12 protein-coding genes and 1 pseudogene are annotated in these 15,901 nt (G+C 66.3%); 3 read left to right on the forward strand and 10 right to left on the reverse strand.

The window, feature by feature from the left end:
• Nucleotides 1–156: 156 nt before the first annotated feature.
• From CAG22_RS08545 to CAG22_RS28955, 7 genes and pseudogenes are all read right to left on the reverse strand, one after another.
• A complete protein-coding gene (locus CAG22_RS08545; RefSeq protein WP_085591489.1) occupies nt 157–768 on the reverse strand; it encodes a cell wall hydrolase in 612 nt (203 codons plus the stop codon).
• A 35-nt stretch (nt 769–803) separates the two neighbouring features.
• Nucleotides 804–1,721 carry an AEC family transporter gene (locus tag CAG22_RS08550; protein ID WP_085591487.1) on the reverse strand — a complete coding sequence of 306 codons (918 nt, stop codon included), beginning with the start codon at nt 1,719–1,721 and terminating at the stop codon, nt 804–806.
• A 258-nt stretch (nt 1,722–1,979) separates the two neighbouring features.
• Nucleotides 1,980–2,843: a LysR family transcriptional regulator gene (locus CAG22_RS08560; protein WP_085705253.1), complete on the reverse strand. Its 864-nt coding sequence runs from the start codon at nt 2,841–2,843 to the stop codon at nt 1,980–1,982.
• A gap of 240 nt (nt 2,844–3,083) precedes the next feature.
• Nucleotides 3,084–3,932 (reverse strand): proline/glycine betaine ABC transporter permease, encoded by an 849-nt coding sequence (locus tag CAG22_RS08570; protein WP_085705255.1) that lies wholly within the window; start codon nt 3,930–3,932, stop codon nt 3,084–3,086.
• Nucleotides 3,929–4,945: an ABC transporter substrate-binding protein gene (locus tag CAG22_RS08575; protein ID WP_085705257.1), complete on the reverse strand. Its 1,017-nt coding sequence runs from the start codon at nt 4,943–4,945 to the stop codon at nt 3,929–3,931. Before CAG22_RS08575 ends, CAG22_RS08570 begins: the two co-directional genes overlap by 4 nt.
• A 105-nt stretch (nt 4,946–5,050) precedes the next feature.
• Nucleotides 5,051–5,806, reverse strand: a complete 756-nt coding sequence (locus tag CAG22_RS28950) for a methyl-accepting chemotaxis protein (RefSeq protein ID WP_371916851.1) — start codon at nt 5,804–5,806, stop codon at nt 5,051–5,053.
• Nucleotides 5,807–5,908: 102 nt separating this feature from the next.
• Nucleotides 5,909–7,195, reverse strand: a pseudogene (locus CAG22_RS28955) (HAMP domain-containing protein); the annotation flags it as partial.
• A 197-nt stretch (nt 7,196–7,392) separates the two neighbouring features.
• Between CAG22_RS28955 and CAG22_RS08585 the strand changes: the two are divergent.
• Nucleotides 7,393–8,712 carry a Na+/H+ antiporter family protein gene (locus tag CAG22_RS08585; RefSeq protein WP_025338869.1) on the forward strand — a complete coding sequence of 440 codons (1,320 nt, stop codon included), beginning with the start codon at nt 7,393–7,395 and terminating at the stop codon, nt 8,710–8,712.
• A 10-nt stretch (nt 8,713–8,722) separates the two neighbouring features.
• Here the strand turns inward: CAG22_RS08585 and CAG22_RS08590 are convergent, their stop codons facing one another.
• The 3 genes from CAG22_RS08590 to CAG22_RS08600 all read right to left on the reverse strand — a co-directional run bounded on the left by CAG22_RS08590 (nt 8,723) and on the right by CAG22_RS08600 (nt 13,547).
• Nucleotides 8,723–9,730: a FecR family protein gene (locus tag CAG22_RS08590; RefSeq protein ID WP_085705261.1), complete on the reverse strand. Its 1,008-nt coding sequence runs from the start codon at nt 9,728–9,730 to the stop codon at nt 8,723–8,725.
• Between the two features lie 289 nt (nt 9,731–10,019).
• The gene (locus CAG22_RS08595) at nt 10,020–11,789 is read right to left on the reverse strand and encodes an acyl-CoA dehydrogenase C-terminal domain-containing protein (protein WP_085591477.1); all 1,770 of its coding nucleotides are present in this window, start codon (nt 11,787–11,789) and stop codon (nt 10,020–10,022) included.
• Nucleotides 11,790–11,924: 135 nt separating this feature from the next.
• Nucleotides 11,925–13,547, reverse strand: coding sequence for an acyl-CoA synthetase (locus tag CAG22_RS08600; protein WP_085705263.1), 1,623 nt, complete (start codon nt 13,545–13,547; stop codon nt 11,925–11,927).
• A 195-nt stretch (nt 13,548–13,742) separates the two neighbouring features.
• Between CAG22_RS08600 and CAG22_RS08605 the strand changes: the two genes are divergently transcribed.
• Nucleotides 13,743–15,149 carry a sensor histidine kinase gene (locus CAG22_RS08605; RefSeq protein WP_085591473.1) on the forward strand — a complete coding sequence of 469 codons (1,407 nt, stop codon included), beginning with the start codon at nt 13,743–13,745 and terminating at the stop codon, nt 15,147–15,149.
• A gap of 6 nt (nt 15,150–15,155) precedes the next feature.
• Nucleotides 15,156–15,794, forward strand: a complete 639-nt coding sequence (locus tag CAG22_RS08610) for a response regulator transcription factor (protein ID WP_085591471.1) — start codon at nt 15,156–15,158, stop codon at nt 15,792–15,794.
• The last annotated feature ends 107 nt before the right edge of the window (nt 15,795–15,901 follow it).

Raw genomic sequence — 15,901 nt, forward strand, 5'->3', positions numbered from 1 at the left:
GCTTTTGGCCCGGGATCGTGCAAAGCAATGAAAACGCCGGCATTCGTTGGCGGCAAAAGAGGGAGTAGACCACTGATCATCGGAAAAGTGCGAACAGTTGGTAATCATTCTTATCGAACCACAGCTGTCAGCCCATTGGCCGGCGCCCGGCGGGTATCAGCGCGCCACCGCCTGGTTCGGTTTGTAGAACAGAAAATGCCGGGTCTGCGCCGTCCGGCGGTAGGCTTTGGCCCAGTCCGGGCGCACATTGCGGTCATGGAAGTACAAGGCACCCCCGGTGCGGTCTTTCAACTGCTGGTTGAGCGCCTTGCGCGCGATTTCCTTGGCAATGCCGTAGCGTTGCGCTTCTTCGACCTGGTCCGGGCGCCCGTCGCACCACCAGGAGAACTGGCAGGCCTTGCTTTCCACACCCTGCTTGACCACGCCGCAGATGGTATCCGGGAAGCCATCGTGGCCCAGGCGGTTGAGCACGACGTTGGCCACGGCGGCCATGTCTTCGGCGTCGGCACCCTTGGCCTCCCAGTAGATGGTGCGGGCCAGGCAGGTGATGCTGTCATCCAGCGGCGCCTGGCCGGCCGGGTCCACTGCCTGCGCTTCGCCCGGTGTGAGGGTTTCGGCCTTTTTCGGGGGTGGTGTGTCATTCACCACTTTTTCCTCGAGCACCTCGGCCTTGTCCTCGGCGACGGCAGCCTTGGCCGTGTCGGCCGCGTGCAAGGGGCCTGCGAGCAGGGCCGAAACCAGGCCGATCACCATCCACGAAAGGCGCATGATGCAAGCTCCCGAACTGTGGGCTGGTTCACAGTCTAGCCAAGCGCGAGCATCAGCACCAAAGGCAGGGTGGCGGCGGCCAACACGGTCTGCAGGGCGATGATGGTGGCCATCAGCGGTGCGTTACCGCCCATTTGCCGGGCCATCACATAGGAAGATGACGCGGTCGGCAGTGCCTGGAACAGCACCGCCACCACCGCTGCCTGGCCACCCAGGCCAAGCAGGCGGCACAAGCCCCAGGTGGTCAGCGGCATGACCAGGAACTTGAATGCCGACGCCGCCATCAGCGGGCGCACCTGCTGGCCCAGGCGGGCACCACCCAGGGCTGCGCCGACGCACAGCAGGCCCAGCGGCAGGGCGGCCTGGCCCAGGGCCTTGACCGTGGGTTCGATACCCGCTGGCAGGCCCAGCCCACTGGCGCGCAGCAGCAACCCGCCGGCGCAACCGACGATCAAGGGGTTGGCGAAGATGGCCCGCAGCACTGTGGCCGGTGAGCTATGGCGTGCGCTGAAGCGGGCGAACACCAGCACGCAAAGCAGGTTCACCAGCGGCACGATGGCGGCGTTGGCCACCGCCGCCAGGGCGATGCCGGCGCTGCCGTAGATACCCGCTGCAAGGGTGGCGCCGATGTAGTTGTTGAAGCGGATGCCGCCCTGGAACACCGAGGTGAAGTCGGCACCGTCGTGGTTGATTGCGCCCTGGTACAGCACCAGCAGCACGGCCCCGGCCAGGGTCGAGAGCATCAGCACGCCGACCATGCCCAGCACCGGCACGCCATCGAGGTTGGCGGTGGCCAGGCCATGGAGGAACAGCGACGGCAGCAGTACGTAATAGCTCAGGCGCTCGGCGCCGGGCCAGAAGGTATCGGCGAGGAAGCCGCGCAGGCGCAGGAAAGTGCCCAGGGCAATCAGCAGGATGATCGGCAGCAGGGTAGTCAGCAGCAGGTGGAGCATGATCGACGTTCCGTGGTCGGGTACGGGGCACAGACTACTGGTGCGGATCGATCTGTAAAAACGTTGTTTTCTGCACTGACCATTGAGGAAAAATGCATGTTTCTGGCGGTGGTCTCTGTGGGAGCGGGCGTGCCCGCGAACACCGGCGCAGCCGGTGCCATCCACCGCGTTGAATTCTTCGCGGGCACGCCCGCTCCCACAGAGACCCTGCCAATACAACCAGTCATGTGCAGTCACAAGAAAGTCGAGCCGTGCTGTTCACGCCTCCAGCGCAGTCTTCAGCACCGCACTCAAATGCCGCCGCTGGCTCTTCTCATGCTCCAGCAACACCACCCGCCGGGTCAGCTGCGGGTCGCCAAACGGCAGGCAGGTGGCCGGTGGCAAGCGTTGCAGGTCGTCATCGGCCATGGGGATGATTGCCACGCCCAGGCCCATCACCGCCATGCGCGCCAGTGCTTCCTGGCTGTCCAGCTCCATCTGCTCGCTCACCTGCAGATGCTGGCGGCGCAGCTCCTGCTCGATCTGCCGCCCGGCCCAGGCACGCTTGTCGAAGCGCAGGAACGGCTGGCTGGCCAGCAACTGCGGCACGCTTAGCCCGGCCAGGTCGGGGCTGGCGATGGCCCAGAAGCGGTCTTCGAACAACGGCGTGAAGTCCAGGCTTTGCGGGTAGGGGCTGACCGGCTCGGTGGTGATCGCCGCATCGAGTTCGCCGTCTTCCACCCGCCGTGCCAGTTCCGCCGACATGCCGGAGGCCACGCTGACATGCAGCTGCGGATGGTGCGCCTTGATCCACACCAGCGCCTTGGGCAGGCGCCGCGCCAGCACCGTGTGGATCGCCCCCAGGCGCAGGCGGCCGCGCAGGCTCGGGCCGCTGGCCAGGGCGTCGGCCAGTTCGTCATAGCTAGCCAGGATGGTCTCGGCGCGGGCCACCGCCAACTGGCCGGCTTCGGTCAGCGACACCTGCCTGCGGCTGCGGTCGAACAAGGTCACCTGCAGTTCGTCTTCGAGGGTCTTGATGTGCAGGCTCACCGCCGAAGGGGTGAGGCTGAGCAGGTCGGCGGCACGGGCGAAGGTGCCGTGGCGGGCGATGGTCACCAGGGTGCGCAAGGCTTTGAGGGACATGCGGGTGAGGTCCGGTTTCAAGCTGACAGAGCTGCATTGTCAGGCCCGGCCCTATCGCCGGCAAGCCAGCTCCCACAGGTTTGGCGCGAGGCTCAGAAAATGCGCGGTTCCTGTGGGAGCGGGCAAGCCCGCGAACACCGGCGTAGCCGGTGCCATACACCGCGTTGGGCCATTCGCGGGCACGCCCGCTCCCACAGGGAATCGCCTTGTGCTGCGAAAGGCTGGTAGCGGCAATACTCCTCAGCGCCCACCACGCCCATAAGCCTGGCTGATCCGGTCGATTACCATGGCCAGGGCGACGATCGCCAGCCCGGCCTCGACGCCTTGGCCGACATTCAGGGTCTGGATCCCCGACAGCACGTCCTCGCCCAGCCCGCGGGCGCCAATCATCGAAGCCACCACCACCATCGACAGGGCCATCATCACCGACTGGTTGAGCCCGGCCATGATGCTCGGCAGCGCCAGCGGCAGGGCGATGCGCCGCAACCGCTGCCAGCGGCTGGCCCCCAGGCCATGGGCGGCTTGCAGCAGCGAAGGGTCGATCTGGCTCAGGCCCAGTTCGGTCAGCCGCACCAGCGGTGGCAGGGCATAGATCAGCGTGGCGAACACGGCGGGCACCTTGCCCAGGCCGAACAGCATCAGCACCGGGATCAGGTAAACGAAGGCCGGCAAGGTCTGCATCACATCCAGTACCGGCAACAGCAACCGCTTCGCCAGTGGCCGGGCAGCCAGCAGGATGCCCAGCGGCACGCCCACCAGCACGCAGAGGCCGGTACTGACCAGCACCAACGCCATGGTCTGCAGCAGTTTGTCCCACAACCCGAGCATGCCGATCAGGGCCAGCAGCGCCACCAGTACCGCGCTGCGCAGTACGCTGCGGCTGGCATGCCAGGCCAGCAGCCCGATCAGCAACAGCAGCAGCCACCACGGCAGCAGGCGCAGCAGGGTTTCCAGGCCGACCAGCAGTTGCAGCAACTGGTCCGAGACGCTGCGCAGGTGATCGCCGTAATGCAGCACCAGCCAGTCGACCAGGCGGTTGACGCTGTCGGCAAAGGAGAATTGCAGGGCTTGGGGGAAGCCGCCGCTCACAGGCTGCCCTCGACCTTGCTGGCAATGTCCGCAGGCAACCAGGCTTTCCACACCTCGCGGTTATCGCGCAGGAAGGTGAGGGCAGCGTCGCGGGGCGGCGTGCGCTTTTCGCTCATGTCGGCCAGTGCGCTGTTCAGTCGGTCGATGGGCAGGTCGACCCGCTCGAACACGCTCACCAGCTCCGGGTAGCCCTCGCGAAAGGCCTTGGATACGCCAATCGACAACTTGGCCGGCAGCGAGCTGCTGCCCTTGGGCTCGGGGTTGCCGGCATCGGTGAGGGTGGCCCAGGCCTGGGCATCGAACGGCGGCTCTTGCAGGCGTATGAGCTTGTAACGCCCCATCAAAGGGGTCGGGTTCCAGTAGTAGAACAGCACCGGCTGGCCACGGCGGATGGCTGAGCCGATTTCGGCATCCATTGCAGCCCCGGAGCCACTGCGGAAGTTGGTATACAGATCATTCAGCCCGTAGGCCTTGAGTTTCTGGCTGTTGACGGTTTCGGATGTCCAGCCGCTGGGGCTATTCAGAAAACGCCCTTTGCCGGGTGACTCGGGGTCGCGGAACACCTGCGGGTAACGCTTGAGGTCCTCGACGCTGCGCAATTCCGGCGCCACGGGTTCCAGCTTGCGTGCCGCATCGCCTTCGATCACGTAGGCCGGCACCCACCAGCCTTCTTCGGCGTTCTTGACCGTGTCGCCCAAGGCGAACACCTGGCCGGCCTGTTCTGCCTTGACCCAAGCCGGACTGCGCCCGGCCCATTCCTCGGCGATTACTTGCAGGTCGTTGCGTGCGAGCGCCACTTCCATGCTGACCGTACTGCCGGGCAGGGTGTCGGTGGGGTAGCCATACCCGCGCTCGACGATCAGGCGCAGGATTTCGGTGGTGAGTGCGCCGCTTTCCCAGCCGATGGCGCCAAAGTGGATGGGCTCGCTGCGTTCTGCCGAGGCGGCGCTGTCGGTGCTGGCCAGGCCGACGGCGAGCAGCAGGCCGGCCAGCAACGTCGGAATCTTTTTCATGGGGCCTCTTGGAGTGGCGCTACTGAGTTGCCGCAAGTGTAGACGACCGGCTCCAGGCCCGGCAGGAAGGCCGCTGCACGCGATTGGCAGCGGCCTGCAAGTGACTCAGACGCGGAACTGGTCCATCAGCGCCTGTTGCTGGTTGGCCAGGCTGTTCAGCGACTGGCTTACGCGCGCCGACTCGTTGGCCTGACCCGACAGCGATTCGGTGACATCACGGATGGTTGCCACGTTGCTGTTGATTTCCTCGGCCACTGCGCTTTGCTCCTCGGCGGCCGAGGCGATCTGCAGGTTCATGTCGGTGATCACCGTCACTGCCTGGCCGATGCGCTGCAGCGCGGTGACGGCCTGGCCAACCTGCTGCACGCCGCCCTGGGCCTGGCGGTGGCTGTTGTCCATGGCCCCGACCACTTCGCGGGTGCCGCTCTGCAAAGCCTCGATCACCTGGCGGGTTTCTTCCACCGATTCCTGGGTACGCTGGGCCAGGTTGCGCACCTCGTCCGCGACCACGGCAAAGCCACGGCCGGCTTCACCGGCACGGGCCGCCTCGATGGCGGCATTGAGCGCCAGCAGGTTGGTCTGCTCGGCGATCGAGCGGATCACCTCCAGCACCGAACCGATCTTCTCGCTGTTCTGCGCCAGGCCCTCCACCTCGGCCATGGCGTTGCTCATGTCGGCGGCCAGGGCATCGATGCTGTGGGTGGTGCGGTCGATCACCGCCAGGCCTTCGCGGGTGGCCTGGTCGGCGTCGCGGGCGGCCTGCGCGGCCTGGGCGGCGCTGCGGGCGACGTCCTGGGCGGTGGCACTCATCTCGTGCGAGGCAGTGGCCACCTGGTCGACCTGGCGGTACTGCTGCTCCATGCCGGCGCTGGTCTGGGTGGCAATTGCCGAAGACTGGTCGGCGGTGCCACGGGCAGCCTGCACCGAGCGTTTGACCTCGGCGATGGTCGGCTGCAGTTTGTCGAGGAAGCGGTTGAACCAGCCGGCCAGTTCGCCCAGTTCGTCCTGCTTCTGGTAGGTCAGGCGGCGGGTCAGGTCACCTTCGCCGCTGGCGATGTCCTTGAGCATGCTTGCCACGCCGAGGATCGGCCGGGTAACGCCGCGGGCCATCAGCCACACCATCAGCAGGCCGGCAATCGCCGCCGCCAGGCCCAGGCCAAGCTCCAGCAGGGTGCCGCTGGTGTTCAGCGCGTCCAGTTCCTGTTTCAGCGCTTCGGCCGGCCCGGTCAGGGCGTTTTCCGGCACATCCAGCAGCACGCCCCAGGGCTGGGCATCCGGAATCGGCCGGAACGCGGCCAGCACTTTCAGGCGCTGCTGGTCGTGCACGATGGTCATCTTGCCGTCGGCCAGCTTGCGCACCAGTTCGGCACCTTTGGCGGTATCGACCTGGTCGAAGCGCTGGGCCAGCTTGCTGGCGTCGGCGCTGTAGCCGGCCAGCAGGCCGACCGGGCTGAGGATGCCGACCGTGGTGCGGCCTTCGTACAGGCTGCGGCTGGCCTCCTGGCTCAGGGCCTGCAGGCTGTTGAGGTTGATGTCGATGGACAGGGTGGCGATCACTTTGCCGTCGACTGCCAGCGGGAAGACGATGCTGGTCATCAGCACCTGCTGGCCATCGATGTCGTAGAAGTAGGGCTCCACCACGCACACCTTGCCGGATGTGCGCGGGCACACCCACCAGGTATTGGCTGGCTGGCCGCTGGGGCCGATCTCGGTGTTGGCCATGTCATGCTCGGGCAGGGCCATGGCCGTCAGCTGGCCGACACGCGGCTGCGACCAGTACAGGGCGAAGCGCCCGGTTTCGTTGCTGCCCAGTTCCGGCTTGCCGGCGAACAGGCTGTCCTTGTTGTCCAGGGCGTTGGGCTCGAACACCAGCGACAGGCCGAGCAGCTCAGGGTTGGCCTGCAGGGCGGCGCGCACCTGGCGGGTCATGTCCTCGCGCAGGTCGAAGGCATCGAGAAAGCGCTTTTCCGCCTGCTCGCGCAGGAACAGCACCTGGCGGGCGAAACCGGCGCCGTACTGGTAGGCGTCCATGAACTGGCGGCGGATGTTCAGCGCCTGCACCTCGCCCTGCGACTCGATGCGCGACTGCGCCGACTCGGTCAGCATCTGCATGCTGCTGGCCTTGACCAGGTCCGAGCTGTGGTCCATGCGGTACAGCGACAGGCCGACGAGCAGGGTGACGATGCCGGCCAGGCAGAGACCGGCGAGCAGGGTGATCTTCCACTGGATGGAAAGTTGTCGCAAAGGCATGGGGGTGGGTCCCTTGTAATAAGAGTGTGGCTGACGAATGTGTCGGCTGGCGCGGGCTTTTCTTTATTCAAACGTTCAATTTAATCCGCAGGCCGCGCGAGGCGTTGGTAATCCGCCGCAACATGGCGCTTTTGACATCTGCTGCCCACTGCTTCAGAGTGCGCGCTTTTTTTCTGTCGCAATGAGGTAAGCCAACCATGAATGCAGTGATCGCCGCGGTCGGCATCATGCTGATACTCAGCCTGTCCCGCGTGCACGTGGTCATCGCCCTGATCATCGGGGCCCTGGCCGGTGGGCTGGTGGGCGGCCTGGGTATCGAGGGTACGCTCAAGGCCTTCAACGGCGGCCTCGGCGGCGGGGCCACGGTGGCCCTGTCCTATGCACTGTTGGGCGCCTTTGCCGTGGCCATCGCCAAGTCCGGCCTGGCCCATGCCCTGGCCGACCGCGCCCTGGCCATGATCGACCGCCAGGGCCATGCCAATGGCGGCAAGGTCAAATGGTTGCTGGTCGGCCTGATGCTGGTGGTGGCGGTGTCGTCGCAGAACATCCTGCCTATCCACATCGCCTTCATCCCCTTGCTGGTGCCACCGCTGCTGTACGTGCTGACCCGCCTGCGCATCGACCGCCGGCTGATCGCCTGCGTGATCACCTTCGGCCTGATCACCCCGTACATGTTCCTGCCGGTGGGCTTTGGCAACATCTTCCTCAACGAAATCCTGCTGGCCAACGTTGCCCGCGCGGGTGTCGACGTGAGTGGCGTGAATGTCACCCACGCCATGGCCATCCCGGCAGCCGGCATGCTGGCTGGCCTGTTGCTGGCGGTATTCATCAGTTACCGCAAGAAGCGTGACTACGACCTGGCGCGCATCGAGCAGGTGGAGCAGGTGAGCGTGCAGTACAACCCGCTGACCCTGCTGGTGGCCGGGCTGGCGATTGCCTCGGCGTTCATCGTCCAGTTGTGGCTGGATTCGATGATCATCGGCGCCATGGTCGGCTTCCTGATCTTCTCGCTGTCGGGCATCGTGCGCTGGAAGGACACTGACGACCTGTTCACCGAAGGCATGAAGATGATGGCCATGATCGGTTTCATCATGATTGCCGCCTCGGGCTTTGCCGACGTGATGAAGGCCACCGGTGAGGTGAAGAGCCTGGTGGAAACCTCGGCGCAGTGGATCGACCACAGCAAGGGCGTCGGTGCCTTGCTGATGCTGCTGGTGGGCCTGCTGGTGACCATGGGCATCGGCTCGTCGTTTTCCACCGTGCCGATCCTGGCCGCGATCTTCGTGCCGCTGTGCGTGCAGCTGGGCTTCGACCCGCTGGCCACCGTGTGCATCGTTGGTACCGCTGGTGCCCTGGGCGACGCCGGCTCGCCTGCCTCGGACTCGACCCTGGGCCCGACCTCGGGGTTGAACGTGGATGGCCAGCACCACCATATCTGGGACACCGTGGTGCCCACCTTCATCCACTACAACCTGCCACTGCTGGCGTTCGGCTGGTTGGCGGCGATGACGCTGTAGGGGGAGGGCGTCAGCCCTTGTCGGGCGGCGGTGAGATGCGGTTGAGCACGGTGCTGCCGTCCTTGCTGCGGGTCAGGTAGACCGGCAGCACCTTGGGCAGGTTGTTGACCAGGCGCCCCACCTCACGGGTGTTGTAGATACCGCTGATGCGGATGCGGCCGGTGCTGGCGTCGGCCAGCAACAGCGGTGCGTCGAGGTAGCGGTTGATAATTGGCAGGGCCTGTTCCAGGCTCAGGTTGTCGAGCACCAGCTTGCCGTCGCGCCAGGCCAGGCTGTTGCCGTAGTCGTCGCTCTGCTCCAGTTGCGGCTCGAAGTCGCCCTTGTGATAGCTGGCCTGCATCCCCGGGCCCAGGCGGTAGCCACCGGCGCTGCCGTCGCTGGATACCAGTACCGAACCCTCCACCAGGGTGACCTTGACCTGGTCCTGGTACTTCCACACGTTGAACTGGGTGCCGGTGACGCGGGTCTGGCCGCGACCGGCATGCACGATGAACGGGTGGCTGCTGTCGTGCTGCACCTTGAAGAACGCCTCGCCACGCTTGAGCGTGACCTGGCGCTGGTCCTTGTAGTTGAGGTAGGTGAACTCGGTGTTGAGGTTGAGCTGCACCGTGCTGCCGTCGCTCAGCTGCACGGTCTGCATGTGCGCGCCGGCTTCGAAGTGCTGGTAGTGGTTGGGCAGCCAGCCTTGTTCCCAGCCCACCCAGCCGGCCAGCGGCAGCACCGCCAGGGCGATCGCGGCAGCGGATGCCAGCGGCCGCCAGTTGCGCGGGCGCGCGGCCTTTTGCACGGGCGGGTTGAAGTCGATGACTGTGGCATTGCGCGGCAGCAGGTCGGCGGTTTGCCAGATTTCCAGCATCGCCTGGTATTCCTCGGCATGCCGCGGGTCGGCCGCCAGCCAGCGGGCGAACGCCTCGCGCTCGCCCGCCGTGCAATCTTCGGCGTGCAGGCGCATGCACCAGTGCGCGGCGGCGTCGGTGATGGCATCGTCTGGGCTGGGATTGAGGCGGTCGTGGTTCATTGCGGCTCCGGGTTTTGCGCATTCTACCCTTGCTGGAGGGCTCCCGAGAACCGAGGTAATGGCGAATGACTATCAGTTGTGCCGGTTTTCGTCGGATTGGTGATGGTTTTCCAGCGTTTGAGAACCCTTCGCGCAGGTAAAACAATGGCTGAAATCGTTGGGGCTGCCTTGCAGCCCATCGCGATACAAGGCCGCTCCCACAGGTACAGCGCTGCCCGATGGGTTGGTGCGATACCTGTGGGAGCGGCCTTGTGTCGCGAAAGGGGCGCACAGCGCCCCCAGCAGCTCATCAGAACTGCGCCGCCTCCAAACCATACAGGCTGCCACTACCCGCCCGGATACTGGCCTCCAACCCCAACCCCCGCGGCAAGACCCGCTGGAAGAAGAACTCCGCACACGCAAGCTTGGCCCCATGAAACGCGGCATCCTCGTCACGCCTGGCCAATGCCACCGCCGCCATCCGCGCCCACATGTAGGCATACGCAGTCAGCCCGAACAGCTGCAGGTATTCCACCGCCACCGCGCTGACCAGGTTGGCATCCTCGCCGGCCCGCGCCCGCAGCCAGGCGCTGGTGGCCTCCAGCCGCGCCAGGCTCGCTTGCAGGGCTTCACGGTGCAGCGGCGCATCCACGCTGAAGGCCCGCACCTCGGCGGCAAAGCTGGCCAGTGCCTGGCCACCGTCGGCCAGCACCTTGCGCCCGAGCAGGTCGAGGGCCTGGATGCCGTTGGTGCCTTCGTAGATCTGCGCGATGCGCACGTCGCGCACCCGCTGCTCCTGGCCCCATTCGCGAATGTAGCCATGGCCGCCATACACCTGCTGGCCGAGCACGCAGCTTTCCAGGCCGTTGTCGGTGAAGAACGCCTTGGCCACCGGCGTCAGCAGCGCCACCAGGCGCTGCGCATGCTCGCGCTCGCCAGCGTCTTCGGCGTAGCGCGCCAGGTCCAGTTGCTGGCCGACGTAGGCGGCAAACGCCCGCCCACCTTCGGTGAGGGTGCGCATGGTCAGCAGCATGCGCCGCACATCGCCGTGGTGGATGATCGGGTCGGCAGCCTTGTCCTGTGCCTGCGGGCCGCTGGCGGCGCGGCTTTGCAGGCGTTCGTTGGCGTAGCGGGCGGCGCTCTGGTAGGACGCCTCGGCACAACCGATGCCCTGGATGCCGATGGACAGGCGCTCGTAGTTCATCATGGTGAACATCGCCGCCAGGCCCTTGTTCGGTTCGCCCACCAGGTAGCCGACGGCACCATCGAAGTTCATCACGCAGGTGGCCGAGGCCTTGATGCCCATCTTGTGTTCGATCGAGCCGCAATGGGCGGCGTTGCGCGCGCCCAGGCGGCCATCGGCCTCGACCAGGTACTTGGGCACCAGGAACAGCGAGATGCCCTTGGCACCGGTGGGTGCATCCGGCAGCTTGGCCAGCACCAGGTGGACGATGTTCTCGGTCAGGTCCTGTTCGCCGCCGGTAATGAAGATCTTGCTGCCGCTGATGCGATAGCTGCCGTCGGCCTGGGGCTCGGCGCGGCTGCGGATCAGCCCCAGGTCGGTGCCGGCATGGGGTTCGGTGAGGCACATGGTGCCGGCCCAGCGGCCTTCGTACAGGGGCGGCAGGTAGGTGGCCTTGAGCGTTTCGCTGGCGTGGGCGTCTATCGCCAGGCAGCTGCCGGCGCTCAACGCCGAATACAGGCTGAAGCTGCAATCGGCGGCGTAGAGCATTTCTTCGAACAGCACACCGAGCATTTTCGGCATGCCCATGCCGCCATGTTCGGGGTTGCCGCCCAGGCCGACCCAACCGCCTTCGCGGTAGGTGTGCCAGGCCTCGCGGAAGCCGTCAGGGGTAGTGACTTCGCCTGCGGCAAAGCGCACGCCTTGCTCGTCACCGTTGCGGCTGAGCGGGGCAATCAGCTGGCCGGTGACTTTGGCTGCTTCCTCGAGGATGGCATCGGCGGTATCGGCGTCGATGCGCTCGGCCAGGGCAGGCAGGCGGGCCCACAGGGCCGGGGCGTTGAACACATCATGCAGGACGAAGCGCATGTCGCGCAGGGGGGCTGTGTAGGTGGTCATCGGGGGCTCTTGGAATAATGGAAACATGGGCTGGCCTCTTCGCGGGCACGCCCGCTCCCACAGGTAAAGCACAGGGTTCGAGGCCGGTGCAGTCCCTGTGGGAGCGGGCATGCCCGCGAAGAGGCCACCACTGGATCAGAGGGCTTTGGCCCGGTCGCGCAGCACGTACTTCTGGATCTTGCCGGTGGAGGTCTTGGGCAGTTCGCCGAACACCACGGTCTTCGGCACCTTGAACCCGGCCAGGTGCTCGCGGCACCAGCTGGTGATGTCGGCTTCGCGGGTGTCTTCGCGGCCCGGCTTGAGGGCAACGAAGGCGCACGGGGTTTCCCCCCATTTTTCATCCGGGCGCGCTACCACCGCGGCTTCCATCACCGCCGGGTGCTTGTACAGGGCGTCCTCGACCTCGATGGTGGAGATGTTCTCGCCACCGGAAATGATGATGTCCTTGAGCCGGTCCTTGATCTCGACATAGCCGTCGGCGTGCCACACGGCCAGGTCACCGGTGTGGAACCAGCCGCCACGGAAGGCTTCGACGGTGGCCTCGGGGTTCTTCAGGTAGCCCTTCATCACCGTGTTGCCGCGCATGAAGATCTCGCCCAGGGTGTCGCCGTCGCGCGGCACCGGCTCGAGGGTTTGCGGGTCGGCGACCATCAGGCCGTCGAGGGTCGGGTAGCGCACGCCCTGGCGGGACTTGATCCGTGCGCGCTCTTCCAGCGACAGCTCATCCCATTCGTCATGCCAGGCACACACGGTCACCGGGCCGTAGACTTCGGTCAGGCCGTAGGTGTGGGTGACCTGTATGCCCATCTCTTCCACGGCGCCGATGACCTTGGCGGGTGGCGCGGCGCCGGCGACCATGGCCTGCACCGGGTGCTCGATGGCCGCCTTGGCCGCCTCGGGCATGTTGACCAGGGCGTTGAGCACGATCGGCGCGCCGCACAGGTGGCTGACCCGGTGCTCGCGGATCAGGGTCAGGATCTTCTGCGGGTCGACCCGGCGCAGGAACACATGGGTGCCGGCCAGCGCGGTGATGGTCCACGGGTAGCACCAGCCGTTGCAGTGGAACATCGGCAGGGTCCACAGGTACACCGGGCGATGGCCCATGCCCCAGACCATCTGGTTGCCCAGGGCGTTCAGGTAAGCGCCACGGTGGTGGTAGACCACGCCCTTGGGGTTGCCGGTGGTGCCGGAGGTGTAGTTGAGCGAGATCGCCTGCCACTCGTAATCGGGCCATTCCCAGGCAAAGTCCGGGTCGCCTTCGGCGAGGAACGCCTCATAATCCAGTTCGCTGACCGCACGGCCTTCGCCGTACTCCGGGTCATCCACATCCACCACCAATGGCGGGTGCTCGAGCAAGGCCAGGGCCACCTCGATGACGCTGTGGAACTCGCGGTCGGTGATCAGTACCTTGGCCTCGCCATGCTGCAGCATGAAGGCGATGGCCTCGGCGTCCAGGCGTACGTTCAGGGTATTGAGCACGGCGCCGGTCATGGGCACGCCAAAATGGGCTTCGAGCATGGCCGGAATGTTGGGCAACATCACCGCCACGGTGTCGCCACGGCCGATACCCCGGCCCACCAGGGCGCTGGCCAGGCGTCGGCAGCGTTGGTAGGTCTGCTGCCAGTTGCGGCGGATGGCACCGTGGATCACCGCCGGATAATCGCCATATACGGCAGCGGTGCGTTCGATGAAACTCAGCGGGGTGAGGGCGACATGGTTGACGGCAGCGGGCATCAGGCCCTGGGCATAGATCGACATGCGGTAATCCTGTAGAGGAGGCAGGCACAACCTGTGCGCTTGACCCCCGGTGGCTGATTGTTAGCTCTGTTCAGGGTGCAGGGAGGCGGACGGTGGGCCGCTCCCCCTTGTCGCAGTTTTACGCGAGTCGCTATGGTATTAGGAATATCGACTATAGCAATATAGTAAAACTACTATAACAACGAGCCGCCTACCGTGGACAACACTGCCTATCCCTTGCTCGCCAAGGACCCGCAACCCAGCCTGATGCTGGCCGGCGACGCCAGGCCGCTGGCACTCAACCCGGCGCTGCAGGCCTGGGTCGATGAAGGCCCGGCACTGGCCAGCTGGCTGCCGGGCAACTGCGCCTCACTGGTGCGCGCCTGCCTGCGCCAGCGCCGGGCGATCGCCGATGTCGAGGTGCAGGTCGGCGAACGCATCGTGCTGTGGAGCTTCATCCCTGACGACCAGGGCCAGCAAGTGCTGGCGCGTGGCCGCGATGCCAGCGACGAGCGCCATGGCGCACGCGAGGCCAGCCGCGCCCGGCGCCTGTACCGGCTGATCATCGAGAACACCACCGACCTGATCTCCCGGCATAGCCCCGATGGCCGTTTCCTCGATGCCTCGCCGGCGGCATTCCGCCTGCTTGGCCTGTGGCCCGAGCAGCTGCGCGGCATGGCCGTGCATACCTTGCTGCACCCGCGCGAGCGCCGGCAGGTGCTGCGCCAGGCCGCCGCCGCGCTGGACCAGGACGGCTACCACACCATGACCTGCCGGGTGCGCCAGGCCGCAGGCGGCTACCGCTGGTTCGAGATCGCCAGCCGGGCCATCCGCGAAACCTACACCGGCGCGGTGGTGGAGGTGGTCAGCGTGTCCCGCGACATCACCCTGCGCATCGAAGCCCAGGAAAGCCTGGCGCACAGTGCCCGCTTGGCCACCTTGGGCGAGCTGGCTTCGGGCATTGCCCACGAGATCAACCAGCCGTTGGCCGCAGTGGTCAACTATGCCAACGCCAGCCAGCGCTACCTGCAGGGCCTGGAGCGCGACCCGCAGGCCCGCGAGCGGGTGGGGCAGGGCCTGCAACGCATCAGCGAACAGGCCACCCATGCCGCCGAAGTGATCCGCCGCCTGCGCGCCTTCCTGCGCAAAGGGCCACGCCGCCTGCAGGCGCTGGACGTGGCCGAGGTGGCCGGCGAAGCCATGCGCCTGTGCGCCTGGGAGGCCGCGCGTGACCAGGTGGTAGTCGAGTTGCGCATGAGCGCGCAGTTGCCCTTGGTGTATGCCGACCGGGTACTGCTGGAGCAGGTGCTGTTGAACCTGTTGCGCAACGCCATCGATGCCAACCGCGAGCAGCATGGCGAGCGGCCGTCACGTATCCTGCTGGGCGCCGCGCGCGATGGCGATGGCGTGCTGGTCGAGGTGGCCGACCAGGGCCCGGGCGTGGCGCCCGAGCGCCTGGATGAAATCTTCACGCCGTTCACCACCAGCAAGGCCGACGGCCTGGGCCTTGGCCTGAGCATGAGCCGCAGCCTGATCGAGGGCTTTGGCGGCAGCCTGTGGGCGCGAGCCGGTGACAATGGCGGTCTGGTACTGTGCTGCCGCCTGGCGGTCAGCAGGGGATAAGGGGAGATGGCGGTGCAAGCGAAAGTGTATGTGGTCGATGACGACCAGGGTATGCGCGACTCGACGGTGTGGCTGCTGCAGTCGGTGGGCTTGCAGGCCTTGCCGTTCGCCGGCGGGCAGGCGTTTCTCGATGCCTGCGTCGACGATGGGCCGGCCTGTGTGCTGCTGGATGTGCGCATGCCTGGGCTGGGCGGGTTGGCGGTGCAGCAGGCGATGCGCGAGCGTGGCCTGGGGTTGCCGGTGATCTTCGTCAGCGGCCATGCCGATGTGCCGATCGTGGTGCGGGCATTCAAGGCCGGCGCCTGCGACTTCATCGAAAAGCCCTACAACGACCAGTTGCTGCTCGACAGCGTACAGGCTGCGCTGGAGAGCGCCGGGCGGGCACGCCAGGACGACCAGGCGCTGGCCGAGGTGCAGCTGCGCATCGATGGCCTGACACCGCGCGAGCGCGATGTGTTCGTGCCGTTGGCCCAAGGGTTGAGCAACCGCGAGATTGCCGAGCGGCTGGGGGTGAGCGTGAAGACGGTGGACCTGTACCGGGGGCGGGTGATGAAGCGGTTGCAGGCCGATAGCCTGGCGGAGTTGGTGGGCATGGCCATAGCCTGCGGGGCGGTGGAGGCACTGGGCCTGCGATTGCGGCAGTGACAGCAGTCACAGTTCCCTGTGGGAGCGGGCGTGCCCGCGAAGCAGGCACCGCGGAGGATGGCACGGGCTTCGCCCGTGTTCGCGGGCATGCCCGCTCCCACAAGGGC

Source organism: Pseudomonas sp. B8(2017), assembly GCF_002113575.1.
GTDB lineage: Bacteria > Pseudomonadota > Gammaproteobacteria > Pseudomonadales > Pseudomonadaceae > Aquipseudomonas > Aquipseudomonas putida_Z.